The sequence below is a fragment of the Bacillus sp. FSL K6-3149 genome (genome assembly GCF_038630515.1).
GTDB lineage: Bacteria > Bacillota > Bacilli > Bacillales > Bacillaceae > Bacillus > Bacillus pumilus.
The window spans coordinates 2,739,601-2,765,303 of sequence record NZ_CP152034.1 but is presented as its reverse complement, the minus strand read 5'-3'; the positions used below and the strand labels follow the sequence as shown (position 1 = coordinate 2,765,303).

21 protein-coding genes are annotated in these 25,703 nt (G+C 41.3%); 20 read left to right on the top strand and 1 reads right to left on the bottom strand.

The features are described from left to right. Positions 1-302: 302 nt before the first annotated feature. The 16 genes from MHB83_RS13955 (at position 303) to MHB83_RS13880 (ending at position 20,013) form a co-directional block, all read left to right on the top strand. Entirely contained in the window at positions 303-1,781 is a 1,479-nt protein-coding gene (locus MHB83_RS13955) for a T7SS effector LXG polymorphic toxin (protein ID WP_342496408.1), read from the top strand. A 14-nt stretch (positions 1,782-1,795) separates the two neighbouring features. Continuing rightward, positions 1,796-2,236 (top strand): rhs-associated protein, encoded by a 441-nt coding sequence (locus MHB83_RS13950; protein ID WP_212046441.1) that lies wholly within the window; start codon positions 1,796-1,798, stop codon positions 2,234-2,236. A 482-nt stretch (positions 2,237-2,718) separates the two neighbouring features. Beyond that, a complete protein-coding gene (locus MHB83_RS13945; RefSeq protein ID WP_342496407.1) occupies positions 2,719-4,755 on the top strand; it encodes a BglG family transcription antiterminator in 2,037 nt (678 codons plus the stop codon). A 15-nt stretch (positions 4,756-4,770) separates the two neighbouring features. After that, positions 4,771-5,037 (top strand): PTS sugar transporter subunit IIB, encoded by a 267-nt coding sequence (locus tag MHB83_RS13940; RefSeq protein WP_050944853.1) that lies wholly within the window; start codon positions 4,771-4,773, stop codon positions 5,035-5,037. Positions 5,038-5,062: 25 nt separating this feature from the next. Beyond that, positions 5,063-6,325, top strand: coding sequence for a PTS ascorbate transporter subunit IIC (locus tag MHB83_RS13935; RefSeq protein WP_106028859.1), 1,263 nt, complete (start codon positions 5,063-5,065; stop codon positions 6,323-6,325). A gap of 17 nt (positions 6,326-6,342) precedes the next feature. Then, entirely contained in the window at positions 6,343-7,038 is a 696-nt protein-coding gene (gene alsE / locus MHB83_RS13930) for a D-allulose 6-phosphate 3-epimerase (protein ID WP_335355807.1), read from the top strand. A 178-nt stretch (positions 7,039-7,216) separates the two neighbouring features. Then, complete coding sequence (locus MHB83_RS13925; RefSeq protein ID WP_335355808.1) at positions 7,217-8,257, top strand: LacI family DNA-binding transcriptional regulator; 1,041 nt, start codon at positions 7,217-7,219, stop codon at positions 8,255-8,257. A 217-nt stretch (positions 8,258-8,474) separates the two neighbouring features. Further along, positions 8,475-9,731: an ABC transporter substrate-binding protein gene (locus tag MHB83_RS13920; RefSeq protein WP_310023941.1), complete on the top strand. Its 1,257-nt coding sequence runs from the start codon at positions 8,475-8,477 to the stop codon at positions 9,729-9,731. 30 nt (positions 9,732-9,761) lie between these two features. Next, entirely contained in the window at positions 9,762-10,694 is a 933-nt protein-coding gene (locus MHB83_RS13915) for a sugar ABC transporter permease (protein ID WP_050944858.1), read from the top strand. Next, entirely contained in the window at positions 10,694-11,524 is an 831-nt protein-coding gene (locus MHB83_RS13910) for a carbohydrate ABC transporter permease (protein ID WP_335355809.1), read from the top strand. The genes MHB83_RS13915 and MHB83_RS13910 overlap by 1 nt, the downstream gene beginning before the upstream one ends. A gap of 31 nt (positions 11,525-11,555) precedes the next feature. Then, the gene (locus tag MHB83_RS13905; protein ID WP_342496406.1) at positions 11,556-12,896 is read left to right on the top strand and encodes an alpha-glucosidase/alpha-galactosidase; all 1,341 of its coding nucleotides are present in this window, start codon (positions 11,556-11,558) and stop codon (positions 12,894-12,896) included. Positions 12,897-13,232: 336 nt separating this feature from the next. Next, complete coding sequence (locus tag MHB83_RS13900; protein WP_003211356.1) at positions 13,233-14,693, top strand: CoA-acylating methylmalonate-semialdehyde dehydrogenase; 1,461 nt, start codon at positions 13,233-13,235, stop codon at positions 14,691-14,693. Between the two features lie 222 nt (positions 14,694-14,915). Beyond that, complete coding sequence (locus MHB83_RS13895; protein WP_342496405.1) at positions 14,916-16,451, top strand: glycoside hydrolase family 43 protein; 1,536 nt, start codon at positions 14,916-14,918, stop codon at positions 16,449-16,451. A 53-nt stretch (positions 16,452-16,504) separates the two neighbouring features. Continuing rightward, positions 16,505-17,770 (top strand): glucuronoxylanase, encoded by a 1,266-nt coding sequence (locus MHB83_RS13890; protein ID WP_226805255.1) that lies wholly within the window; start codon positions 16,505-16,507, stop codon positions 17,768-17,770. 129 nt (positions 17,771-17,899) lie between these two features. Further along, the gene (locus MHB83_RS13885) at positions 17,900-18,607 is read left to right on the top strand and encodes a response regulator transcription factor (RefSeq protein ID WP_050944863.1); all 708 of its coding nucleotides are present in this window, start codon (positions 17,900-17,902) and stop codon (positions 18,605-18,607) included. A gap of 2 nt (positions 18,608-18,609) precedes the next feature. Then, positions 18,610-20,013, top strand: coding sequence for a HAMP domain-containing sensor histidine kinase (locus MHB83_RS13880; RefSeq protein WP_342496404.1), 1,404 nt, complete (start codon positions 18,610-18,612; stop codon positions 20,011-20,013). Positions 20,014-20,067: 54 nt separating this feature from the next. Here MHB83_RS13880 and MHB83_RS13875 read toward each other — a convergent pair whose 3' ends face one another. Next, the gene (locus MHB83_RS13875) at positions 20,068-20,376 is read right to left on the bottom strand and encodes a DUF4870 domain-containing protein (RefSeq protein WP_050944865.1); all 309 of its coding nucleotides are present in this window, start codon (positions 20,374-20,376) and stop codon (positions 20,068-20,070) included. A 375-nt stretch (positions 20,377-20,751) separates the two neighbouring features. On the opposite strand from MHB83_RS13875, the gene MHB83_RS13870 reads away from it, so the two are divergent. From MHB83_RS13870 to MHB83_RS13855, 4 genes are all read left to right on the top strand, one after another. After that, entirely contained in the window at positions 20,752-21,594 is an 843-nt protein-coding gene (locus tag MHB83_RS13870) for a PRD domain-containing protein (RefSeq protein WP_050944866.1), read from the top strand. A gap of 119 nt (positions 21,595-21,713) precedes the next feature. Beyond that, complete coding sequence (locus MHB83_RS13865) at positions 21,714-23,603, top strand: beta-glucoside-specific PTS transporter subunit IIABC (RefSeq protein ID WP_251190467.1); 1,890 nt, start codon at positions 21,714-21,716, stop codon at positions 23,601-23,603. 14 nt (positions 23,604-23,617) lie between these two features. Further along, positions 23,618-25,093, top strand: a complete 1,476-nt coding sequence (locus tag MHB83_RS13860; protein ID WP_106032518.1) for a family 1 glycosylhydrolase — start codon at positions 23,618-23,620, stop codon at positions 25,091-25,093. Between the two features lie 192 nt (positions 25,094-25,285). Continuing rightward, positions 25,286-25,696 carry a MerR family transcriptional regulator gene (locus MHB83_RS13855; protein WP_342496403.1) on the top strand — a complete coding sequence of 137 codons (411 nt, stop codon included), beginning with the start codon at positions 25,286-25,288 and terminating at the stop codon, positions 25,694-25,696. The last annotated feature ends 7 nt before the right edge of the window (positions 25,697-25,703 follow it).

Here is a 25,703-nt window from a genome sequence, read left to right as displayed (position 1 = left end):
TTGGTCGATTAGTGACCACTTCCTTACCATGTAAGTGTTCTACAACACTTGTATAAAATGGAGCAACTCAAACGGTTTTAATCAAAGGATGGTTGTAAAAGTCTCCTTTTAATTATTACTGACGATGGCGTGGCTAAGGCGTTCTTTTAAAACACGGATTATTTACATATTAAGTACTGTTTTTGTATCTATATTCCTATTTAATGACAAACTTTGTGTTGGTAAAATTGACCTTGTCAATGAATAGGAAGGAGTGAATTCTTCTGGGGAAGATACTTGATGCAAAAGCACTAACAAGTGCCATGGATGCAAGGGCAAAACACTACCAGGAACTCCGTGAACAAATGGTCAATTTGAAAAAGACACTTCAAGGCGTGGCTAACCTCGGTGATGATTTCACTGGAAAAGGTGCCGATAACATTAAAAGCTTTTATAAAGAACTGGCTGGAAATGTAGATATGTTTATCAGCTTCATTGATAAGCAAAAAGCCTTTCATGAAGGTGTTTCTGGGACACTTGATGATACGAGTTTTGGCGGCGAAACCTTCGTAGAAGAACACTTTTTAGACAACGCTGTACATATGGGCATCAAAAATGCCAAAAGCATTGTGAAGGATCAAAAAAAGGCGCTTAAAACGATTTTTCAAGACATCGACGACCTCATTTCTCTAGAAGTATTTGATAGTCAAACCTTTGATGAAAAAATTGCAGATGCGGAAGACGAGCGAAAAAAGACGATCAAAGACCTAAGAGAGCTTGATCAAAATTTAAAAGATGAATATGCTTTGTCAGAAACGGAGCAGCAAGCTACAATGGCATTGTATACGGAAATGATGAATGCCACAAATGACGGAAAAGCCATTTCGCCTATGAATTTTGACAAGAAAGCGTATCAAAATAGTGAAATCTACAAGGCAAAAAGCGATATTGAGAAGCAAACTTCTGAATATCTGAAAATCAAAAAAGAACAAGAAGAGGCCCGTGAGAATGCAAAGGAACAGGAAGCACTCGCCAACCGTCCTTGGTATGAAAAAGCACTTGATTATGGCGGAAATATCGTCAATGAATTGACAGGTGTGAACGATGCAAAACGTGCCGCAACAGGTGTTGACCCGATCACAGGTGAAGAGCTCACCGCAGGACAGCGCGTCGCCGCAGGCGGCATGGCAGCAGCAGGTTATATCCCAATCGTCGGATGGGCAGGTCGTATTTTCAAAGGTGGAAAAGCCGTCTATAAAACAACTCAAGCCACATCAGCCGCAGTCAGAGCAGTCGACATTTACAAGACATCGCAAAAATCCTTTGACGCCTTAAAAACATCTCAAAAAGGCTTATATGGTCTTACCGCCACCAACGGTTTCAGCGAAGCGATTACAGGGCGTGATATGTTTGGGAATAAGATCTCAAAAGAACAGCAGGAAGCGAGTATGAATGCGGCTCTGGGAATGCTTTTGCCGTTTGGGGCGAAAGGGATTCACGGTAAAATAGGGGTTAAGGCTACAAATAAAAACAAGTCATATGAGCAATCTCGAAATGAAGCATTGGTTTGGTTGGAGGAAAGAGGCTTCAAATCTGAAAAACAAACCTTTGGAAAATTTGGATATACTAGAAATAAACCTATAGGTAGACAAACTGAGGACGGTAAAGTAGGTTTCCGAATCGAACATGATAGTAGAAGTGGTGCTCATATTAACGTTTGGGCTGGGAAAGAAAAGGGACCGCATTTTCAATTTGATGCATCCGAAAAAACAGTTAAAAAAATACAAAAACATTTTAGATAAAGGGGTTAATTTTATTGAATACTTATGATGAAGATCTAATAAAGGATTTGGAATTAAAAGACCTTCTTAATTGTGTCAAAGTAAATAAAAATCCAGAAATTTATTTAGATTTAATAGAACAAAAATTTGAATTTGATGGGTCGAAAATAGATTGGTTACAAACTAATAACCATCATAGTAAGAACTCAAATAATGAATCTTTACTTCCTGATGCTCTTCTATTTATAACTGAATTAAAAGAAAAATATTTAGCTAATAACTTACAAGTAATTTACATAGGGGATAATCTTACAGAGTTTGGGTACCAGTTTGAATTAAAGCATATAGAAGAGTTACTAGTCTATTTTTTAGATATCCCACAGCATCACTACTTTGTACCATTAGAAGGTGATTGGTGTATTTGCATTTCTTATGAAAACTATTTGGATTTCGGTTTTAGTTTAAACAAGAAATAATTTTAAGCGTCACGTATAGGAAAAATAAAAGATTATAGAAAGTAGAAAAACCTTGATTGACTTTATGCCTTTCAAGGTTTTTGCGTTTATTGGGCTTTAAACCGAGAAAAAGCCGACAAAAAGGGAACCTTTTTCAGCGTGGATCATCAGTACATATTGTGTGAATAAGAATGCCAAAAGCATTGTGAAGGGTCAAAAAAGGCATGTGAAACGATTTTAAGGACATTCATGACCTCATTACGAAGGGTTTGTTTCTATCACGAAAAAAAGACAAAGGACTAAAATAAACATTACAAGTCTGAAAGCATACTCATACGGGTGTGCTTTTTCTTATAGCAAAAGAGCACCCAAAAACCTGCACAGCATTTGCTGAAAACATTTGGGCTTCTTTGACGCAGGGGAGTTGATTAGACTTATAACCAAAGGGAAGAAGGGAGGAATTCGAACTGCACTTAACCAAAAGGGGTACGACTTTATTATCGATGCTGATTCACACGACATCTTATTTATCAATTGAAGATTTACAGAACCGACTGAATGTCTCTACTCGAACCGTCTACTCTGAAATCAAACGAATGAATAGCTGGCTGAAAACTCATGAGCTTAGTGGCGTTCAGCGAAAAGATCAACTTGGCTACTACTTACTCACACATGAAAAAAAAGTCATTATTCAAAAAGCGAACACCATTCTCGTTGGTTCTGATTATGAACCATGTGTAAAGGAAAGAAGGGCGATCCTGCTCTTATCCATTGCATGCAGTGAGAAACGTCTAAAAATTGATGATTTTATGAAGCTGACCAAAGTGAGCCGAAATACATTGCTTGAAGATATGAAACAGCTAAAAGAAGCACTTTCAAAGCAGCAGCTCACGCTTCACTATCAGGCAGCCTGCGGCTATTTGATTTCAGGAAAAGAAAGAATGATTCGATTGGCGCTGAAACCTTATATTCATTCCATTCGCACCATGATAAAAAACGAAAAAGCGTTTCCATCTTTTTGGTTAAAGGGGCCAATTTCATATAAGCGGTTAAAGCATCTCCTCGAGCAGTCAGAACAAGAGCTTAAGCTCGAGTTTGCAGATGACATGCTGGATCAGCTCTCTTTGGATCTCTTTTTCTACTTTAAGCGGATGAAGCTAGGACGTGCTGTACACCTTTCAAACGAAGAAAAGCGTACATTGCAGGAAACAGATGAATGCTTGGAGGCTATTCGTTTCATGGCACGAATTCAAAAAGAAACTGGCCTTCAAGTTCATGATGATGAAATCTATTTTCTTAGCACTCTATGGCTCAGCGCCAAGAAACAAAAGCTTCCATCAAGTCAAAAGCCAGAAGAGCATCTCATTCGCACCATTGCCAGACAAATGATTGTTGATTTTCAGCGATATGCATGTATCTCCTTTCAAGAGTACGAAGCCTTGGAGCAAAACTTAACCATGCATCTCATTCCTGCCTATTACAGACTCATCTATCACATCGATATCAACAATGAATTAACAGAATCTATTAAAAAAACACAGCCAGAGGTGTTTGACATCACTCAAAAGGTCGTATGCCATTTAGAAAAGGCGACCTGCTCCAAGATAAGTGATCATGAAATTGCTTACGTGGCGATGCATTTTGGTGGTTGGATGAGAAGAGAAGGGATTTCGCCAATTGTGCGGCGTTCTGTATACATTGTTTGCGGCGAAGGAATTGGCACAAGTCATATGCTGAAAACACAGCTTATCGAATTAATCGGTTATATCGATGTACGTGATCTATTATCAAAGCGCTCATATGAACAACTGTCATCGATTGATGTCGACTTTGTTGTGTCAACAACACCTATTTCGTTTAAAGGAAAGCCAGTTCATCTCGTTCATCCCATCCTTACTGCCTATGAGAAAAAAACCTTACTTCAATATGGAGAAGGTGCAGAAACTAGGTTTGATGAGAAAAATGTGAACGCTTTATTCAACATCATTCAACAACATACCATCGTACAAAATGAAAATGCACTGCTTCGTGATCTTAAAGCGCTACTGCATCCCGCATATGTATCCCATCAGAAAGGGTGGAAACCAGTGTTAAACGATTTATTAACAGAAAAAACCATTCATCTCCAACAAACAGCAGAAACATGGCAAGAGGCCATCACAAAAGCAGCGCAGCCTTTACTCGATCAAAATGCCATTCAGAAAGGTTATGTGGAGGCCATGATTCAGTCCGTTCATCAAAATGGACCTTATATTGTGATCGCGCCACAAGTAGCCATTCCGCATGCTAGACCAGAGGACGGCGTGAACGAATTAAGCATGTCACTCATGTCATTCGAACGGCCCGTTTTTTTCTCTAAGGATGAAAAAAAACAAGTTCGTCTCATCATTGTGCTAGCAGCCATTGACAGTATCACTCACCTGAAAGCGCTCAAACAGCTGACCATGCTGTTAAGTGATGAAAAACGGAGGAAACAACTGATTGAAGCAAATGAATTAGCATCGGTGCAAAAACTAATTGATCAATTTTCACAACGATAAAGGAGGAAAAAGAGAATGAAAAAAATTCTTGTTGTGTGCGGAAACGGATTAGGAAGCAGCTTTATCGTAGAAATGAATGTCAAAAAAGCATTAGAAGAGTTAGGGCTTGTAGCTGAAGTGGACCATACCGATCTCAGCACAAGTAAAAATGAACTGGCTGATCTATATATCGGAGCAACAGACATTATCGATCAGCTGGATGACGGCACAAGAAAGGTCGCTGGATTAAATAACTTGTTAGACCAGGAAGCTATTAAAGACGTCCTTCGTAAACACATTTAAGCCACGAAAAAGGGGGATTCACATCATGATAGAACTGATCATGAACGATATATTGGGCACACCAGCCATTCTCATCGGTTTGTTTGCACTAGCTGGTTTACTTTTGCAGAAAAAATCAGCTGCCGATACCGTGTCAGGCACCTTAAAAACAACGATGGGTTTTTTAATATTAGGAGCGGGCGCCACAGTCGTGTCTGATTCACTTGGCGTTTTTCGAAAAATGTTTGAAGCAGCATTTCACATTCAAGGGGTTGTCCCAAATACAGATGCCATGGCAGCCATTGCTCAAAAGGAATTCGGGACACAGACGGCTCTCATTATGATTTTTGGCATGCTGGTCAATTTATTATTGGCAAAATTCACCCCCTTTAAATACGTCTTTTTAACAGGACACCATACCTTGTATATGGCTGCAATGCTCGCAGTCGTTCTTTCGACAGCAGGAATGCAAGGAGCGCTTCTTGTCACTATCGGTTCAATTATATTAGGGACCGCTATGGTCATTGCACCCGCTATTCTTCAGCCATTCACAAGGAAAGTCACTGGAAGCGATGATCTTGCGCTTGGACACTTCAGTACCTTCGGTTATTTTACAGCGGGAATGATCGGAAAATGGATCGGTCGTCCAGAGAGATCAACAGAAACCATTCAAGTGCCTAAATCACTCGGCTTTCTACGAGATACATCTGTGGCCATTTCAATCACGATGGCTTTGCTCTTCTTTGCGATTGCACCGTTTGCTGGTATTCCCTTTATAGAACAAATGAGTGGGGGCACGAACTTCGCCGTCTTCATTCTCATCCAGGCGATAACCTTTGCTGCTGGTGTGTACATTATTTTAGCCGGGGTTCGGATGGCAATCGGTGAAATCGTGCCTGCTTTCAAAGGGATTGCCGATCGTTTTGTGAAAGGGGCAAAACCGGCACTTGACGCACCAACCGTTTTTCCATTTGCTCCAAATGCAGTCATTATCGGTTTTTTATGCAGCTTTGCAGGAGGCATTGTATCCATTTTTCTTTTACCATTGTTTGGTTTAACTGTCATTGTTCCTGGTCTAGTCCCGCACTTTTTTTGCGGCGCTACAGCAGGAGTGTATGGTAATGCAACTGGAGGCGTGAGAGGGGCTGTCGCTGGGGCATTTGCAAATGGATTGCTTCTTTCTTTTTTACCTGCTTGTTTATTACCTGTGTTAGGAACCCTTGGTTTTGAAGGGACAACTTTTGGAGATACAGACTTTGGTATCATCGGAATCTTGATTGGATTGATCAAGCTTTTATTTCAACTGTAAAAAGGAGGAACCTGGGAATGACAGCCATTTTTTCACCTTCACTGATGTGCATGGATTTAACGCATTTCCGCGAACATATTCATATTCTCAACACAAGAGCAGATCGATATCATGTCGATGTCATGGATGGTCATTACGTGAAAAATATCACCTTATCACCCTTTTTCATAGAACAGCTCCGAAAACTGACAGATAGACCAATTGATGTGCATCTTATGGCTGAATTCCCCCAAGAATTTTTAATTGATGCCTGTATTGATGCTGGCGCAAGCATGATCTGCTTACACCCAGAGGTCGTGCAAAAGGACGTTTTTAGGATCATTCGGCATATCCATCAAAGAGACTGCGAGGTTGGCTTTGTCTTAAATCCAGCCACACCAATTGCAGTGTTAGATTCCTATATACATTTAATAGACCGAGTGACGATCATGACGATTGATCCAGGCTTTGCAGGGCAGCCTTTTATTAAAGAAATGCTTCAGAAAATGAAACAGGTGAAAGATGTAAAAGAGAAGGGAGGCTACACGTTTTCAATTGAAGTAGACGGCTCCTGTAATGAGAGCACGTTCCGGCTGCTTGCTGAGGCTGGAAACGAGATCTATATTATCGGTACCTCAGGTTTATTTGGACTTCACCATCAACTTGATACAGCTTGGGAGACAATGAAGCAATTGTTTTCAAAAGAAACAGCCTCAATTGAATCACGTTATTAAAAGAGGATGAAACCCATCCTCTTTTTTACGCAACTTTACTAAAACATCGTATCTAACCAAAACATACTCGAAAACAAAATAAAAAATCATAACTTCACACTTGAAAGCGCTTTATCAACATGTTATCCTTCAAATATCTTTAGTAAATATTTAGTCAAAAACCAAGAGGAGTTTGCCTATGACCACACTCAAAGATATTGCTCATGATGCAAAAGTGTCCGTTTCTACTGTATCCCGTGTGTTAAATGGCGATCAAACCCTTGCCGTTTCGCACGCAACAAGACAAAACATCCTCGACATTGCAAAGAAGTTAAACTATACCCCAGTGAGAGCAAGAAAAGCCGATCAAACAGAGGAAAAAAGCCCATCTGAATCCCCAATCATTGGTATCGTTGTCGCTCAATCCATTGACGAAGAATTAAATGACCCCTTTTTTTCATCGATTCGAAAAGGAATTGAAAAAGAATATGCCAAACAAGGGCTCTCCACCCTCCATACCTTTCGCCTGAGAAGCATGGATAAAGGGGCGATGCTAAAGGATATTGACGGTTTGATCGTCATTGGACGAATTAGCCCTGATACGGTGGAAAAAATGACAAATCGAATGGAACACATTGTTTTTATCAATCATTATGCGGATGAGGATTTATATGATTGTGTACATGTCGATTTTGTCAGAGCGGCAGATCGAGCGATTCGCCATCTGCAATCGCTTGGCTATACACATCTAGGCTATATTGGCGGAAAGGAGCGAGAGCATTATTTCGAAGGTAATGCTGTGATTGAGGACGAAAGACAAACGACGTTTATGAAAAGAATGCAAGAGGCAGGTAGTCTTCATCTGGATGACATCCATATTGGAGAATACTCCATGCAAGAAGGCTATACGCTCATGCAGAAGGCCATTAAAAAAGGAAACCTGCCACAAGCCTTTTTTATCGGAAGTGATTCAATGGCGATCGGTGCAATGCGAGCGCTCAACGAAGCCGGTCTGCGTGTTCCTTTCGATGTATCCATTGTTGGGTTTAATGACATTGAAGCGGCTTCATTTTCAAGCCCGCCGCTTACAACCGTCAAAGTATATACAGAAGAAATGGGGGAAGTCGGTCTGAAGCTTTTGCTTGAGAGAATAAACGGCAGAAAGCTTCCTCTAAAAGTCGTCGTGCCAACAAAACTCATCGAACGAGGCAGCACATGTCTCATCCATGAAAGGGGGTGAACCCGAGATTTCAGCAAACAAAAAAGAGACAAAAAAGCAGAAAGCAAGCTGCTAGCATGATGGCCAGATCATGCGAAGAACAAGGCAGCCTACTGGTATGCTCTCTTATCTCTTTGAAAAGAATAGAATTCCAGTATAATGGACTTCTTTTGTTTCCGCAACTGCATGAATTCTACCGATTATCGTCTGAATTTTCAGTGATTAAAAGGAGGAAACCATGAATAAAAAAATCATGCTACTCACTGCGGCCTTTATCTTGACCATTCTTTTGTCTGCTTGTAGCAATAACAGTACGTCCGAAGCAAACGGAAAGGTCACCCTAACTCTCTTTTCGACGATGAGCAACAGCGGGGAAAGAAAAGCGTTTGAAGAAGTGATTCGTGAGTTTGAAAAAGAGCATCCACATCTTCGAATCGATGCCAACTTCCCAGGCAACAGCTATGAAGATACGATCCGCGTCAAAATGGGGGCAAACGATATGCCGGATCTGTTTGACACACATGGCTGGGCAAAACTGCGCTACAGCGAGTATGTGGCTGATTTAAAAGAAATGGATTGGGTGAAACAGCTTGATCCTTCACTCGATCAAATTTTAAAGGACCAAGATGGCAAAGTATACGCGTATCCGCTGAATCAAGCAAAAGACGGGCTTAGCTTTAATGCCAATCTATTAAAGGACTATGACATTGAAATCCCTAGAACACTTGATGAGCTAAAATCCGCTTTGCTGACAGTGAAGGAAAAGAGCAAAGGAGAGGTTGTGCCGCTCTGGATACCAGGAGGAGACAACTCAAATATCGCCCAAGTCTTTGATGAACTCGCCACACCTTTATTGATCACCAGTCCAAACCACCGATACGGAAAAGACCTTGAAAACGGATCATTTGATTGGTCTCTCTATACACCGCTTGCACAGTTCATGAAGGAGCTGAAGGATCAAGATCTTTTAAACAAAGATGTCCTCACAGCAAAACTATCTCAAGCACCTGAACTGATGGCACAAAACAAAATAGCCTTCACCTTTGTCGGAGGCTCATTAGGACCTGAAGCATCTGAACTCAATCCATCGATCAAAGTAGGGACGATGCCAGTTCCATCTATTCATGAAGGAGATAAGCAAAGCTGGATTGGAGGAGAACGGTTTACGGTCGCTGCATGGAAAGACTCCAAGCATCTAAAAGAAGCAAAACAATTCATTGATTTTCTCGCAAAGCCTGAAAATGCGAAAAAGATCGCAGAAGGCACATCCTCTGAAGCAGCCTTAACGCAAGTGAAAGCGAAAAACTATTACTCTACGTTTTACGATCAATACGAACAGGTGAAGATTGAACCGTATTTCGATCGAAAATACTTACCAAGCGGCATGTGGGCTGTCATGGCAACATCGGGTCAAGAATTATTAGCAGGCTCCATTACACCAGAACAATTATCGAAGAAGATGGAAGAAGAATATAAGCGTCTGAAAAAACAATAGCAGGCTCATGCTGAAACAGGAGTGAAGCCAATGAATGACATCACAAAAGCACAGCAGCCAGCCGCATTCACCTCTTTACCAAAACAGAAAATGAAAAAAAGCCAGAATTCATCCCTTTGGTGGATGTACTTGCCAGCTGTTCTCGTCGTCAGTACCTTTATCATTTATCCTTTTTTGAACGGAATTCAGCTATCTTTTACGAATTGGAATGGGTTCTCACAAACTTATGAATGGATTGGGCTGGATCAATATAAGCGCCTGCTTCAGGACCCAACGACATGGCTTGTTGTTAAAAATACACTTCTATACGGCATCGGTAGCACCATCTTACAAAATATCATCGGACTTGGATATGCTCTTTTATTAAATCAAAGCTTAAAAATGAGAGCGATCGCAAGAACAATTGTCTATTTACCTGTCATGATTAGTCCGATTGCGATGGGCTATATTTGGTATTTTGTGTTTGCTTACCAAGGCGGTGCCTTAAACGATGTGGTGACGCTTTTTGGATTTGATCAAATGAATGCGCTTGGCAATCCGCAACTAAACACATGGATCATTGTGCTCGTCAACACCTATCAATTCGTCGGGATCGCGATGATCATTTATTTAGCAGGACTGCAAAGCATTCCTAAGGATTATTATGAAGCCGCACAATTAGACGGTGCATCCAGCCTCCAGCAATTCAGGCGAATTACATTGCCTCTCCTTATACCGTCTATCACCATTAATGTTGTGCTAAATGTCATTGGCGGGCTCAAGCTCTTTGATGTCATTGTGGCGCTTACTGGCGGCGGACCTGGAGATTCCTCGCAATCGATGTCGACCTTTATGTATGATCTGTATTTCAAACGTCAGGATGCAGGCTATGCAGCAACGCAAGGGGTCTTCATGGCGGTCATCATCCTTGTCATTAGTGTCGCAGCGCTGATGTATTTCAAACGAAAGGAGACCGAGGTGTGATGGAAAATGCCTTTAAACGTAAGAAGAGATGGTACACCTTCCTCGCCCTTTTGGTGACATTGCTTCATCTCATTCCATTTTATATCTTGGTAACGACATCATTAAAGGGGATAGGAGATTTCAGTTCAAAATGGCTGTTTCCAAAAGCGCTTCATCTTGAAAACTTTCGCACGGCATGGACAGAGGCTCAGCTTGGCCAATCCTTTTTGAATACCGTGATCATTACGTTCAGCTCTGCTGTATGCCTCATCTTTCTTGGCTCTCTTGCAGCCTATCCGCTCGCAAGGAGAAGCACAAAGCTAAATCAAGCAGTTTATGTTTTATTCATCGCCATTATGGTCATTCCACCACTCACAGCCCTTGTCCCTCTCTATAAAATGGTCGTTCAAATCGGGATGATGAACACCTATCAAATCGCTATTTTAAATAATGTCGCTGCTTTTTTGCCGCTAACGATTTTCTTATACGCAGGCTTTATCCGGTCGACCATTCCAAAGGAGCTTGAAGAAGCAGCCCGTATTGATGGAGCTGGGACACTTAGAGTTTTTTTCACCGTCATTTTTCCGCTTCTGAAACCCATTACCGCTTCTGTTTTAATCATTGCCTGTGTGTATATTTGGAACGACTATCAATTTGCCATCTTCTTTTTGCAAGATAAAGAGATGCATACACTCACAGTCGCCTTATCCCATTTTTTTGGTCAAAATCAACATCAGCTTCAGCTCGTTGGTGCTGCTGCGCTCATTGCAATGCTGCCGATGGTGACGATGTTTTTACTGTTGCAAAAATATTTTATCGCAGGGCTTTCACAAGGCTCTGTCAAAGGGTAGTTCAATATGGATGCGAAAAGGAGAGTCGTCTATGTCTAAAATTACATTTATCGGTGCAGGGAGTACCGTGTTTGCTAAAAATATATTAGGAGATTGTTTGTTCGTCCCTGCACTAACCGGTTTTGAATTCGCTTTATATGATATCGACCACAACCGGCTGAAAGAATCCGAAACGATGCTCCGCCATTTAAAAGAGAACTACGGTGCACATGTGGCCATTAAGTCCTATCACAACCGAAAAGAAGCCTTAAAGGATGCGAAATATGTGATCAATGCCATCCAGGTTGGAGGCTACCGGCCAAGCACGGTGATTGATTTTGAGATTCCGAAAAACTATGGGTTAAGACAAACGATTGCGGATACGGTTGGCATCGGCGGCATCTTCCGCTTCCTTCGAACAATTCCTGTGATGCTTGATTTTGCAAAGGAGATGGAAGAGGTTTGCCCAAATGCTTTATTGTTAAATTACACAAATCCAATGGCCACACTGACAGGCGCGATGCAGCGCTATACACAGGTTCAAACAGTGGGTCTTTGTCATAGTGTGCAGGTGTGTACAAAGGATCTATTTGAATCACTTGAAATGGATCATGAAGGCATTGAAGAAAAAATTGCCGGCATTAATCATATGGCATGGTTATTAGAAGTGAAACGGGACGGAAAAGACTTGTACCCAGACATCAAAAAAAGAGCAAAAGAAAAGCAGCAATCGCGGCATCATGATATGGTACGTTTTGAGCTGATGGATAAATTCGGGTACTATGTCACTGAATCCTCAGAGCACAATGCCGAATACCACCCTTATTTCATTAAATCACGCTATCCAGAACTGATTGGTCAATTTAATATTCCGCTTGATGAATACCCGAGACGCTGCGAGGAACAAATCAACAACTGGAATACCATGAAGCATGACCTTGTGGGCAATACACAGATCACACATACTCGCTCAAAAGAATATGGTTCTCGTATCATTGAAGCGATCGAAACGAACGTTCCCTTTAAATTTGCTGGGAATGTGCTGAACACAGGAGGCCTCATTCACAACCTGCCTGAAAAAGCGTGTGTCGAAGTGCCGTGTGTTGCAGATCAGAGCGGTATCATGCCATGCTATGTCGGAGAGATCCCTGAACAATTGGCTGGACTGAACCGGACCAATATCAACTCACAGCTCATGACAATCGAAGCAGCAATCAGCGGCAAAAAAGAGCACATTTATCAAGCGGCATTACTTGATCCACACACAAGCGCTGAACTATCGATTGATGACATCATCAAATTATGCGATGAACTCATTGAAGCACATGGTGAGATGCTTCCGCATTTTGCAGAACCGAATCAATATGCCGCATCAACCAACTTACAGAAATAAACCAGCCTCTACCTGATGCTACGCGCATCAGGTTTTTTTATGCTGCAAAAAGAGGATTGACTGAAAGCGTTTTTAATATTATGATTTTTCTAAAGTTAACCAACAGTTAATCAAAAATACATCATGAATGAATCACATTCCGGAATCATTTCTCACAAACAAATGGACGGTTGGCAACCTTTCACACGTTAGAGCAAGCTTTTATCACAACGTAAACCAAAACGACAATAATATTTGACAAAGAGTGTATACAGATGGGCGCCCATTAGATGAGACAATGACAACCAAACACATCCTATAAGCATGACATTTTTTCATAAAAAGGAGAGAGGGAACATGACCAAAACAGATGTACAAATGTTGAAAAATTATATTGGCGGACAATGGATTGAGGCAGAAACTAGTCAAACAGAGGCAGTATATAACCCAGCTACTGGCGAGATCATCGCAGAAGTGCCGCTATCAACAAAAAAAGATGTCGAACGTGCGGTACAGGCAGCACAACAAGCATTTACCACTTGGTCGAAAACCCCCGTTCCCCGCCGTGCCCGCATTTTATTTAAATATCAGCAGTTACTCGTTGAAAAATGGGATGAGCTGGCTGAACTCGTCACGATTGAAAACGGAAAAAGCATAACAGAAGCAAAAGGAGAAGTGCAGCGCGGGATTGAATGTGTCGAATTTGCCGCTGGTGCACCAACCTTAATGATGGGAAAACAATTACCAGATATCGCATCTGGACTCGAATCCGGCATGTACCGCTATCCAATTGGCGTCATCGGCGGGATTACACCATTTAACTTTCCGATGATGGTCCCTTGCTGGATGTTTCCGCTTGCCATTGCGTGCGGAAATACGTTTGTTTTAAAACCTTCAGAGCGCACGCCGATTCTTGCCGCGCGATTAGCCGAGCTATTCGAAGAAGCAGGTCTTCCAAAAGGGGTTCTCAACATTGTCAATGGGGCTCACGATGTCGTCAATGGTCTGCTTGAACATCAAAAGGTCAAAGCCATTTCATTTGTCGGCTCTCAGCCAGTCGCAGAATACGTCTATAAAAAAGGCACAGAGCATGGCAAACGTGTCCAAGCACTTGCAGGAGCAAAAAATCACTCCATTGTTCTCAAAGATGCAGATTTAGACGCGGCAACGAAACAAATCATTGGTGCTGCCTTTGGATCAGCAGGAGAGCGCTGCATGGCTGCGGCCGTTGTCGCAGTGGAAGAAGAAGTGGCAGATGAGCTCATTCAAAAATTAGTTGATGAATCGAACGAGCTCGTCATTGGAAATGGAATAAATGAAGAGGTCTTTCTTGGTCCAGTCATTCGAAAGGAACATAAAGAACGAACGCTTCAATACATCCAGTCAGGGATTGAAGAAGGCGCAAGTCTCATTCGTGATGGCAGGAAAGATCACGAAACAAATGGAAAAGGGTATTTCGTTGGACCAACGATCTTTGACCATGTGACAAATCAAATGAAAATTTGGCAGGACGAGATTTTCGCCCCAGTCTTATCCATTGTTCGTGTCTCTTCACTAACAGAAGCAATCGACCTGTCCAATCAATCAAAATTTGCGAACGGTGCCTGCCTGTATACAGACAGTGCATCAAGCATCAGAGAATTTCGCGAAAACATCGACGCAGGGATGCTCGGCGTCAATATCGGTGTTCCCGCACCAATGGCATTTTTCCCGTTTTCCGGCTGGAAGGATTCTTTCTACGGGGACTTGCACGCGAATGGAACAGACGGAGTAGAGTTTTACACAAGAAAGAAAATGGTGACCGCGCGTTATATGTGATCAACAATCATAAATAAGCTAAGAAAATGCAGTTCCAAAAGGAGAACTGCATTTTTTTGTTGTCTCCTAGTCAAAAAGTAAGGGTTTTCATCGTTGTTTTAGCAGCGATTCTCCCAAGAAATCATCCTTTGTATTCATTCTTCATCAGCGTCTATCAACATAATTTGAAATTGGGCGTAAACCCCAAGATTAGGAAGATGAAAACAGGAGGAAAATGACACGATGAGAAAGAGGATGAAGTGCGGTTTAGGTTTATTGATTCTTGCTTTGGTACTGAGCTGTATACCTGTATATGATGCGAGTGCAGCAAGTACCCCCATTGCAAAACGAGTAGGAAATGCAAATCCGCTCATAGACCATCACCTGGGGGCAGATCCGTTTGCGCTCACCTATAACGGAAGAGTGTACATTTATATGTCGAGCGATGACTATGAGTATCACAGCAATGGAACGATTAAGGACAATTCTTTTGCAAATTTGAATAGGGTTTTTGTCATCTCTTCGGCGGATATGGTGAACTGGACAGATCACGGAGCGATTCCAGTAGCAGGTGCCAATGGGGCCAATGGCGGGAAAGGGATTGCCAAATGGGCAGGCGCATCTTGGGCTCCAGCCGCTGCGGTGAAGAAGATCAATGGGAAGGATAAATTTTTCCTTTATTTTGCTAACAGCGGTGGAGGGATTGGCGTCCTGACAGCGGACAGCCCGATTGGTCCATGGAAAGATCCTATCGGAAAAGCGCTCGTCACGCCAAATACACCAGGGATGTCAGGTGTTGTATGGCTGTTTGATCCAGCCGTATTTGTAGATGATGACGGGACCGGTTATCTATATGCTGGTGGAGGCGTTCCAGGCGGTTCAAATCCAACGCAGGGACAATGGGCCAATCCTAAAACAGCAAGAGTTCTGAAGCTAGGGCCTGACATGACAAGTGTGGTCGGTAGTGCATCAACCATTGATGCTCCTTTCATGTTTGAAGATTCAGGGATGCATAAGTATAACGGTACCTATTACTATTCCTATTGCATCAATTTTGGCGGCTCTCACCCAGCAGATAAACCACCAGGCGAGATCGGCTATATGAGGAGCTCAAGTCCTATGGGTCCCTTTACGTATAAAGGACACTTCTTGAAAAATCCGGGTGCATTTTTCGGTGGCGGCGGTAACAACCATCATGCTGTGTTCAATTTTAAAAACGAGTGGTATGTCGTGTATCACACACAAACGGTGAGTTCTGCCTTATACGGAGCAGGGAAAGGCTACAGATCTCCCCACATTAATAAGCTTGTGCATAATGCTGACGGCTCCCTTCGAGAGGTCGCAGCCAATTTTGAAGGCGTTAAACAGCTTTCCAACTTAAATCCTTATCAACGGGTAGAAGCTGAAACATTCGCTTGGAATGGGCGCATTTTAACAGAGGCCTCCTCAGCACCTGGTGGGCCAGCCAATAACCAGCACGTCACAAACATTCAAAACGGCGATTGGGTGGCTGTCAGTAATGTCGATTTCGGATCGAGAGGTGCCAGAACCTTTAAAGCCAATGTAGCAGCCGCTTCAGGCGGACAAATTGAAGTACGTCTTGGCAGTCCAGACGGTAGAATTGCTGGAACACTCAATGTCCCTTCCACAGGCGGAAACTGGCGAGAAATAGAAGCGGCAGTAAACGGGGCAACGGGAGTACACAACGTATTTTTTGTCTTCAAAGGAAATGGTGCCAACCTATTCCAATTTGATTCCTGGCAGTTTACTCAAAGGTAAACAAAATCTGATGCTACGGCATCGATTAATGGTTGATGGGAGAGTGGGAAAATTTGATGTCCATAATCAAAAAACCAATTTGCACTTTATTGGTCTGCTTCACTATGTTGTCTGTCATGTTTTTAGGGCCTGGGGTAACTGAGGTGTCAGCGGCAGATGCGAATATTAATGTCAACGCGGAAAGACAAGTGATCCGCGGCTTTGGCGGAATGAACCACCCGGCCTGGATTGGTGATTTGACCGGCCCTCAAAGGGATACCGCCTTTGGCAATGGACAGAATCAGTTAGGATTCTCCATTTTACGGATTTATGTAGACGAGAACAGAAATAATTGGCACAGAGAAGTCGCCACCGCCAAAAGAGCGATAGAGCACGGCGCTTTGGTGATCGCTTCGCCTTGGAATCCTCCAAGCCATATGGTAGAGACTTTCAACCGTAATGGTGCGTCTGCAAAGCGGCTGAGATACAATCAATACGCCGCATATGCTCAGCATTTGAATGATTTTGTGACATTCATGAAAAATAATGGCGTCAATCTCTATGCCATTTCTGTACAGAACGAGCCTGATTATGCACATGAATGGACATGGTGGACACCTCAGGAAATCCTGCGATTCATGAGAGAAAATGCTGGCTCCATAAATGCACGTGTGATTGCACCAGAATCCTTTCAATACCTTAAGAATATCTCAGATCCTATCTTAAACGATCCGCAGGCGCTTAGAAATATGGACATTCTCGGTGCCCATCTGTACGGAACCCAAATCAGTCAGCTTCCGTATCCTCTTTTCAAACAAAAAGGAGGGGGAAAAGAGCTGTGGATGACAGAGGTCTACTACCCGAATAGTGATAACAATTCAGCGGACCGCTGGCCTGAGGCATTAGGGGTATCAGAGCATATTCACCATTCAATGGTGGAAGGGGACTTTCAGGCGTATGTGTGGTGGTACATCCGGAGATCATACGGTCCTATGAAAGAAGATGGAATGATTAGCAAGCGCGGATACAACATGGCGCATTTCTCCAAGTTTGTGCGTCCAGGGTACGTCAGAATTGATGCAACGAAAAGCCCTGAACCGAATGTTTTCGTCTCAGCCTATAAAGGAAACAATCAGGTCGTCATTGTCGCGATTAACAAAAACAATACAGGAGTCAATCAACACTTTGTCATGCAAAACGGAACTGCTTCCCAAGCGTCAAGATGGATCACGAGCAGCAACAGTAACCTCCAGCCTGGAACTGACTTAAACATATCAGGAAATCAATTTTGGGCTCATCTCCCTGCTCAAAGTGTGACAACATTTGTGGTCAAACGCTAAAAAACACCAAAAGCCAATTTTCTCATTAACAAAGAAAATTGGCTTTTTCTGTGTAAATAGAAAGTTGATTTTTCACGACGTCTCCACTTTGGGTATAATAATAACAATGACTTCAGGAGAGTGATCATAATGCCAAAACTTCAAAGCAAAGTATTGATTATAGATGACGAAAAAGAAATCTTAGAATTAATCCATACCGTATTAACAAGAGAAGGCATTGACCGGGTGATAACAGCTTCAACTGCCCGTGATGGGCTCTCGCAATTCCATCAAGAACAACCCGATCTCGTCATACTGGATATTATGCTACCAGACGGTGAAGGCTACGATATTTGCAAACAAATCAGAGACGTCTCGCATGTTCCGATTATCTTTTTATCAGCAAAGGGAGAGGAATCAGACAAAATTGTAGGACTTGCCATTGGCGGTGATGATTATATTACAAAGCCGTTCAGTCCAAAAGAAGTCGCCTACCGGGTAAAAGCCCAGCTTAGACGGTCGTCATACTTACAGCCTTCTCAAGCAGAACCCATCATCAAAAAAGGGCCATTTGAGTTAAACGAGCAGCAAGCCGAACTGACGAAAAACGGAGCGGCGATTGAGCTCACTCCGAAAGAACTTATGCTGATGACCTATTTCTTGCAGCACCCGAATCGCGTGATCAGTAAAGAAACGCTTTATCAAACGGTTTGGGGAGAGGATTTCTTCGGTTCTGATAATACGGTGATGGTTCATATACGAAGACTTCGGGAGAAAATAGAAAATTCCCCATCTACACCAGAATTTCTCGTAACGGTTAAAGGACTTGGCTATAAATTCGTTGTAAAGGATGCGTAAAGATGAAATGGCGATTAACAGGCAGATATATGGTCTCTGTCATTATCGTGACCATTATCACGGTCTTTATTAACTTATTTGGATTCATGATTTGGCTTGTACTACAAGCAAGCAGCCAGCAAAACGAAGAAAATACGCCGGAAACCTTCACAAGAACATTTGAACAATACATCACCTTGTCCGATCAAGATATCACTGTGAGCAAAGAAGGACAGCAAGCCTTAAAACAACAAAATGCATGGATTCAAATATTAGACGAAAATGGACAAGATGTTTATCATGCACAAGCACCTAAAGGCTTAAAAAGCAAATACACACCTATAGAAATCGTAAACTTACATAAATATAAAGATAAGCAATTGATGTCGACTATCTATGCTGGGGGGAAAAATGGAAAGGGCAAGGAATACAGCTACTTTATCGGATTTAAGGACCCTTCCATCGGAAAATATTTATTTTCGTTCAATACGAAAGACTTAATATCGCAATTCAATATCGGGACGATGATTTTATTATCGATTGATGCCATCATTGCCTTAGTCATTGGATACTTATTCAGCCGGCAGCTCATCAAACCGCTCGGCCGTGCCATTTATGGCATCCAGCGGCTCGCAAACGGAGATTATACGACGAAGCTGCCAACTAAGGGGATATATAAAGATGTCTTCTATAATGTCAATCACTTATCAGAACAGCTCGCTTCAAGCCAAAAAGAAAAAGACAAATTAGAGCAAATGCGGGAAGAGTGGATCAGCCATATTTCTCATGATATTAAAACACCATTATCCTCCATTCAAGGCTATGCAGAAATCATGAAAGATCCAAATTATCCTCTTTCAGATCAAGACATCAAACATTATGCCAGCATCATAGAGAATAAATCACTGTACATCAAAGATGTCATGGAGGATCTCAATTTAACAACAAGGCTGAAAAATAACGACGTGATGCTGCATAAAGAGCTGGTGAACATTGTACCGTTGCTGCGTGAAACGTTAATTGATATCCTCAACGATTCGAGATATGCAGATCAGACCATTGAGCTGCAAACGAATGTAGACAAGCTTATGCTGAATATTGATACGATCCTCATACGAAGAGCGGTCACCAATCTCATTTTAAATGCCCTTGTTCACAATGATGCTGATGTGAACATCATTGTACAGCTTGAACAAAAAGAAAACACCCACATTACGATTCAAGACAACGGCAAAGGAATCGAAGAGGCAGAGCTAGAAAAAGTGTTTGACCGCTACTATAGAGGGACAAATACAGGAGGGACACATGCAGGCTCTGGTCTTGGAATGGCGATTGCAAAGGATATTATCCAAAAACACGGCGGGGATACTACGATACGCAGTATGATAGGGGAAGGAACAACGATTGATATCCAATTACCCGCATGAACGGACATACAAAAAAACGGTTCTGCTCAATCACAGAACCGTTTTTTTCAACTATTATTCTGAAAACACTTTAATGCCTTTCACAATGTTCCAAATGAAGAAGTAGATCGCGACAAGGAATGTCACAGCATACGTTGCAATTAAGAACGGACCAGCATGACTGATATCGTTCATGCCAAGTAACCCTGAACCGGCAATACCGATGCCAAAAATCAAATAAGGAATTAAATGCGTCCAAAGCGATTTTTTCGCATGATATTTCACTTCGTCCTTTCCTAAGAAATAGACGATAATTGGAAACAGAAACGGTGCAAAAAAGATACTGAAGTAACATAATGAAGACAAAATTTTATTTTCTCTCAAACCTTTTCACCTCTATGATTGATTTAGAAGAGGGGACCATTTGACTCTTCCCTCACTTCCTTACAACCCCATTGTACAACCTCAACCTTAACTTGTATTAATCCGAACCTTACAGCAACCTTAAAAATGTTAAACCGTAAAATGATCAATGAAAGATAAAATGATTATAGGTATTTCAATCTATTTTTTCAGAAAAAATAGTTGACTTTGGTCATCCCTCTGTTTAAAATAAAGTCGTAACCGATGCAGGAGTGTTACTGATATGATCAGGCACCACCAAGTCAGGTAAACAGTTTGTACATTTTGTACGTTGTTTGCTGAGATTTTGGTGTTTTTTTATGCTTTTTTTAGCATTTTAGGTAAGGTGGGATGAGGATGTTCACCGTCGTTAAAGTTTTAAATAATAATATCGTATTAGCTCTAACAGAGACTCAAAATGAAGTCGTTGTTTTTGGAACAGGAATAGGTTTTAAAAAGAAGAAAGGTGATACTCTTGATGAGAGCGCTGTCAGTAAGACATTTTATTCTGATCAGACGTCTCCATTAGAATCTCAACTTGCCGCTATCCCAACTGATATCCTTTTATTAACTGAAAAAATCATTCGTGTGGGCGAAGAGATGTTGAATAAGAAGTTAGGTTCCAGCGTGCTCTTTTCGCTATCCGATCATCTTACCTTTGCTATTCAAAGGCACGAAGAAAAAATGGCGTATGAAAACCCCATTGTGTGGGAAATTCCACATCTCTATTTTCAAGAATATCAAATCGGGAAAAAAGCACTGACAATTATTCAAAAAATGATGGGCATTTCTTTTGAAGATACTGAAGCTTCACTCATTGCCCTGCATTTTGTAAACGCTCAAATAGATGGTCAGTCTATGGGAGACACCATTAAGATGACTCACCTCACGAAGGAAATCGTCAAAATTATTCAAAATATTTTCGAGATGATATTGGATAAATCATCCATTAATTATTCGAGGTTTATCACACACTTGAGATATTTTATTGTGAGGCAGGAAACCAATCACCCGCCGCAACAGATGGATGACTCGTTAAAAGAATTAATTCAGGATCGTTATATGAAGAGTTATGCCTGCGGATTGATTATCAAAGAAATGTTAAAACGAGAATTCAATTGGAATGTGACAGAAGACGAACTTGTTTTTTTAGTCATCCATATTGAAAGAATCACAAAGGAACACCAAAAAAATAACTGATTTCTTTTAGGCGTGTTATGAAAAAGCATTAACCTAAACAAATCTCCATGAAGAAGAATGATCTTTTCTCATGGCGGATTTTGTTTAGGTTTTTTTTGTGAAAATGAAGGGGTGAAGGCATGGAAAACAAAGAATTGGCTCAAGAAATTGTGAATTTAATCGGTGGAACCGAAAATATATCTCAAAGTTGGCATTGTATCACGAGACTAAGATTTAATCTCAACGATGAAAGCCAAGTAAAAGTAGATGAGCTGAAAACATTAGATGGGGTTTTAGGTGCACAATTTCAAAGTGGACAATTCCAAGTCATTATTGGAGCAAAGGTAGCAGAGGTCTATGAGGAAATTGATCATCTGGTTGGTCATAGCAGCAATGAATCTGCTCCTGTTAAAAACACGTCAAAGATGAATCCAATTGAAGTCGTATTCGATGTGATCAGCGGGATTTTCACACCTATTTTGCCAGCGATTGTTGGGAGTGGATTGATCAAAGGGATCATGGCACTGCTTGTTAGCTTAGGCTGGCTGACGGAAACAAGCGCTACCTATCAAGTGCTTCAAATCTTTTCAAATGCTGTCTTTTACTTTTTACCTTTCCTCATTGCTTATTCGGCAGCGAAGAAGTTTAAAACAAGAGAATCTCTCGCGCTCGCATTAGCAGGAATTTTACTATATCCAACGATGATCGAAGGTGCAGCAAAAGGAGCAGACCCGTTAAGCTTTTTAGGGTTAAGTATTCCACTAAATAATTACACATCTTCCGTATTACCAATTATTTTAGGTGTGCTATTACTAAGCTTTGTCGATAAGTGGATAACAAAAGCGATCCCAAAATCCTTAAGTATCGTATTTACACCGGTACTGAGCCTGATGATCACGGCTCCTCTTACACTGGCTTTTATAGCTCCTATTGGAAACGTTTCCGGGCAGTATTTAGAAATCTTTTTCACTTCTTTGTTCAATTTCGCTGGTCCGATTGCCGGTTTATTAATGGGCGGCTTGATGCCACTCATTGTGTTAACTGGGATGCATTACGCATTCTTCCCAAGCACGTTAGCCAGCTTTGAAAAAGTGGGTTACGATATCATGCTGCTTCCGATGAATTTCATTGCGAATATGGCACAAGCAGGTGCTGTGTTAGGGGTCATCATCCGCACCAAAAGGGTAGAAACAAGGTCTTTAGCGCTTTCAACATTGCTTCCTAGTTTCTTTGGTATCACTGAACCAGCCATTTATGGAGTCACGCTTAGACTAAAAAAACCTTTTTATGCTTCATTAATTGGCGGCGCAGTCGGTGGATGCTTTTACGGTTTATTTTCAGTTAAAACGACAGCCTTTTCGATCCCAGGCATTACTTCACTGCCCACTTACATTATGAAAGGAACGAATAATTTCCAGCTGGCTCTGATTGGAATCGCTTTGAGCTTCATTGTGTCACTTCTCGTCACCATTTTCCTTGGATTTAAGGAGTCAGTCACCGTTAACGAGCAAGCAGCAGAAAAGCCAAATCACACTGTGAGTACAGAGAATCAACAAATGTCTAGACAAACAAGCCCTTTCGAAGTTCAAGCACCTATGAGTGGAAAGGTCATTCCTTTATCTGAAGTGAATGATTCAGTGTTCTCAAGTGAAATGATGGGGAAGGGAGTCGCAATTTTGCCTGATAAGGGGGTGGTACAAGCACCGTTCTCAGGAAAAGTAGTGACTGTTACGCCTACTAAACATGCCATCGGACTCGTTTCAGATGATGGAATTGAATTATTGATCCACGTGGGGATTGATACCGTCAGCCTAAATGGCCAATTCTTTGATGTACTGGTAAAAGAGGGCGATGAGATGAAGACCGGGGATCATTTATTATCGTTTGATATAGAAGGAATTCAATCAAACCATTTAGATGTAGTGACACCTATTATCGTCACAAATTCAACGCAATACCTTGATGTGATTCATACAGGTGACGCTCATGTCACCGCAGGTCAAAATAAGCTCTTAATGCTTATTCACTAATATAAAGAGAAGGGATGATTGAAATGAAGAATGTAAAAAAAGGATTTTCAGATGATTTTTTATGGGGTGGCGCAACTGCTGCCAATCAAATAGAAGGCGCGTACTTAGAAGGTGGCAAGGGCCTATCGACGTCAGACTTTGCTGCATATAAAGATCCTTATGAAAAAGGAAAAGTGAACAACTTTACTTTCGATGTTAGTTCAGCTGAATTAAAAAGATACAAGGAACAACCTGATGAATTTGATTTCCCGAAAAGACGCGGAATCGATTTTTACCATCGATATGAAGAGGATATTGCACTATTTGCAGAAATGGGCTTTAAAGTGTTTCGCTTGTCTATATCATGGGCAAGAATCTTCCCAACTGGTTTAGAGGAAAAGCCGAACGAAGAAGGATTGGCTTTTTATGATCAAGTATTTGATGAATGTGCGAAATATGGAATTGAACCGTTAGTCACGATGTCTCACTATGAAATGCCGATTACTTTAACAGAGAAATATAATGGATGGATGAGTAGAGAGCTTGTGCCGTTGTTTGAAAAATATGCCCGCGCCATTTTAGAAAGATATAAAGATAAAGTGAAGTATTGGATTACATTCAATGAAATGAATATGAACCTCAACAGCCTTTACACCGGTGCTGGAATTTTAGAGGACCTAGTAGACCATAAATTACAGGCTGCGTATCAAGCGTCACATCATCAATTTATCGCCAGCGCTCTCACAGTGAAGGCAGCAAAAGAAATCATTCCTCATGCACAAATTGGCTGTATGATTAACCAAATTGAAGCCTATGCAAAAACAACAAAGCCAGAGGACCAGCTGCAAGCGGTAAAATCGAACCAATTGAATATGTTCTATCCAGATGTTCAAGCTAGAGGAGAATATCCAACATACATGGTAAAATACTTTGCAGACAACGACATCAAGCTGGATATCAAAGAGCAGGATGAACAAATTTTGAAAGAGGGCATTGTTGATTTTGTGGCAATCAGCTACTATATGTCCCACGTTGCAGAAGCGCGAGAAGATGCGGCTGAGCTAGCGGGTACATTTGATAGTCCAATCAAAAATGAGCATTTGGAGCTATCACAATGGGATTGGCCAATTGATCCGATGGGACTCCGCATTTCATTAATCAAGCTGTATGACAGATACCAAAAGCCTTTATTTGTTTGTGAAAATGGACTTGGCGCAAGAGATACATTGACACCAGACGGAGAAATACACGACGATTATCGAATTGATTATTTAAAACAACATATTGAACAAATGAAAGAAGCAGTCAAAGAAGGTGTCGACTTAATGGGGTATACGCCTTGGGGATGCATCGACTTAATTAGCTGCGGAACTTCTCAAATGAGTAAACGCTATGGTTTGATCTATGTAGATCAAGACGATAGAGGGAATGGTACATTAAATCGTTACCGAAAAGATTCCTTCTACTGGTACAAAAATGTGATTGCAACAAATGGAGAAGATTTATCATAATCCAGATTGAATGATGAAAACATCATTGCGCCCGCCTTTATTTGCCGGGTGCGATGGTGTTTTATTTGTTTACCGAAAAGAAACCCAAATCATGTCATAGCAAGCCAATAAATGTTTCACCTTGACCTTGAAGTATAGTTCAACCTTTATAATATATATATAGTAAGACAAAATAATGACAAAGGAGTAACGATGGAGTTGATGACTAGAGGAGAACTTGCCAAAAAAACAGGAATAAGTCCTGCCGCAATTCGTTACTATGAAGAGCACAACATATTACCTGCTCCAAGACGACGTTCAAACGGTTACAGATTCTATACAGAAGACTATGTTGTGAAGATTCAATTGATCAAAGATGCGAAAACATTGGGTTATTCATTAAAGGAAATAGCTGAAATCATGGACATGCTAAGTCAAGACATAGAACTTGATACGCTAAGAAAAATTGTCCATCTTAAACATGAAGAAATTGAAAGGAAAATCAAAAGCCTTCGTCTCATTCAAGACCTTTTATCTAACTTATTAAAAACTCCTGAAAAAAAAGTACAAGTCTACCTGGAATCATTTCGTGTACCAAATGAGGATGATCAATCATCATATTGAGTGAAAG

Bases quoted from the DNA above. Each gene is read 5' to 3' on its own strand.
- MHB83_RS13955 (WP_342496408.1), top strand. From the start codon at position 303: ATGGATGCAAGGGCAAAACACTACCAGGAACTCCGTGAACAAATGGTC.
- MHB83_RS13945 (WP_342496407.1), top strand. From the start codon at position 2,719: ATGCTGATTCACACGACATCTTATTTATCAATTGAAGATTTACAGAAC.
- MHB83_RS13940 (WP_050944853.1), top strand. From the start codon at position 4,771: ATGAAAAAAATTCTTGTTGTGTGCGGAAACGGATTAGGAAGCAGCTTT.
- MHB83_RS13935 (WP_106028859.1), top strand. From the start codon at position 5,063: ATGATAGAACTGATCATGAACGATATATTGGGCACACCAGCCATTCTC.
- alsE (WP_335355807.1), top strand. From the start codon at position 6,343: ATGACAGCCATTTTTTCACCTTCACTGATGTGCATGGATTTAACGCAT.
- MHB83_RS13925 (WP_335355808.1), top strand. From the start codon at position 7,217: ATGACCACACTCAAAGATATTGCTCATGATGCAAAAGTGTCCGTTTCT.
- MHB83_RS13920 (WP_310023941.1), top strand. From the start codon at position 8,475: ATGAATAAAAAAATCATGCTACTCACTGCGGCCTTTATCTTGACCATT.
- MHB83_RS13915 (WP_050944858.1), top strand. From the start codon at position 9,762: ATGAATGACATCACAAAAGCACAGCAGCCAGCCGCATTCACCTCTTTA.
- MHB83_RS13910 (WP_335355809.1), top strand. From the start codon at position 10,694: ATGGAAAATGCCTTTAAACGTAAGAAGAGATGGTACACCTTCCTCGCC.
- MHB83_RS13905 (WP_342496406.1), top strand. From the start codon at position 11,556: ATGTCTAAAATTACATTTATCGGTGCAGGGAGTACCGTGTTTGCTAAA.
- MHB83_RS13900 (WP_003211356.1), top strand. From the start codon at position 13,233: ATGACCAAAACAGATGTACAAATGTTGAAAAATTATATTGGCGGACAA.
- MHB83_RS13895 (WP_342496405.1), top strand. From the start codon at position 14,916: ATGAGAAAGAGGATGAAGTGCGGTTTAGGTTTATTGATTCTTGCTTTG.
- MHB83_RS13885 (WP_050944863.1), top strand. From the start codon at position 17,900: ATGCCAAAACTTCAAAGCAAAGTATTGATTATAGATGACGAAAAAGAA.
- MHB83_RS13880 (WP_342496404.1), top strand. From the start codon at position 18,610: ATGAAATGGCGATTAACAGGCAGATATATGGTCTCTGTCATTATCGTG.
- MHB83_RS13870 (WP_050944866.1), top strand. From the start codon at position 20,752: ATGTTCACCGTCGTTAAAGTTTTAAATAATAATATCGTATTAGCTCTA.
- MHB83_RS13865 (WP_251190467.1), top strand. From the start codon at position 21,714: ATGGAAAACAAAGAATTGGCTCAAGAAATTGTGAATTTAATCGGTGGA.
- MHB83_RS13860 (WP_106032518.1), top strand. From the start codon at position 23,618: ATGATTGAAATGAAGAATGTAAAAAAAGGATTTTCAGATGATTTTTTA.
- MHB83_RS13855 (WP_342496403.1), top strand. From the start codon at position 25,286: ATGGAGTTGATGACTAGAGGAGAACTTGCCAAAAAAACAGGAATAAGT.